The organism is Colwellia psychrerythraea (genome assembly GCF_000764225.1).
GTDB lineage: Bacteria > Pseudomonadota > Gammaproteobacteria > Enterobacterales > Alteromonadaceae > Colwellia > Colwellia psychrerythraea_D.
The window spans coordinates 1-860 of the sequence record NZ_JQED01000041.1; the positions used below are offsets into that span (position 1 = coordinate 1).

At 40.4% G+C, this 860-nt stretch carries 1 protein-coding gene; it reads right to left on the bottom strand.

The window, feature by feature from the left end:
* The coding region (locus ND2E_RS06760) for a phage tail protein (protein WP_033094710.1) at positions 1-860 on the bottom strand (860 nt) is incomplete at both ends.

Consider the following 860-nt stretch of genomic DNA (forward strand, 5'->3'; position numbering starts at 1 on the left):
GNTGACTCTTTAGTGAACGTAATTGTTCTTACTTGAAATACACGGCTGTTTAATCGGTTTATTGCCGCAACGACAACTTGATAGGTGCCAACAGGCACGCCATTTATCTTAATCGACTTTTCAGCGGTGCTTTGTTTGAAAAAATAATTGTACTTCTCTGTTGTTGATAAATTTGGATCATATGTTGGGTCATTAGGGTCAAGGCGTGGGTCGTCAACCGAAATGTAATGAGCATTTAGGGTGCGTAATTCAACTTCGTAACGTATAGCTGACTGATTTTCATTGTAAGTCCATGACAGTTGGCCTTGGTCGGTACGTAACCCCGTTGCATTTATCCATGTTATCGCATTGTTTTCAAACTGCGCCATTTCAAAGTGATCAATAAAACTATTGCCTATGAGCGCTGCTTCATTGGGTTCAAAATCGTCTGAATATAAGCTGTCACTGTCTTTACCAAAAGTCAGTACTGCAGTGCGTTTTTTACTGTCCCATGCCCAATCAACACATTTAAATTCTTCATTGTTAATGCCATCATCGGGTAAATTAATACTTACCGCTTGTCCTGGCATAATTAATAAACCAATAGCGAACAAAGGAAAGCGCAGTGAAAAACCCGAACGGTTTTGCTCTAATTGGTTTTTACCAATGCGCTGGCACATGGTCTCGCTATTAGTCATGTGTAGTTCAACACTGTGCTCTAACGTCATGCCATCAGCGTTTTTATATATCGCATTTTCGGTCGGCGTAGCATCGGTTTTTTGATAATACTTCTTCGGGTTAACAAACGAGGTTCTAACGGTGTTGCAACGGTCTTTAATTGGCGTATGTGGCTTATAACTAATAGCTGCAGAAGCATTGTT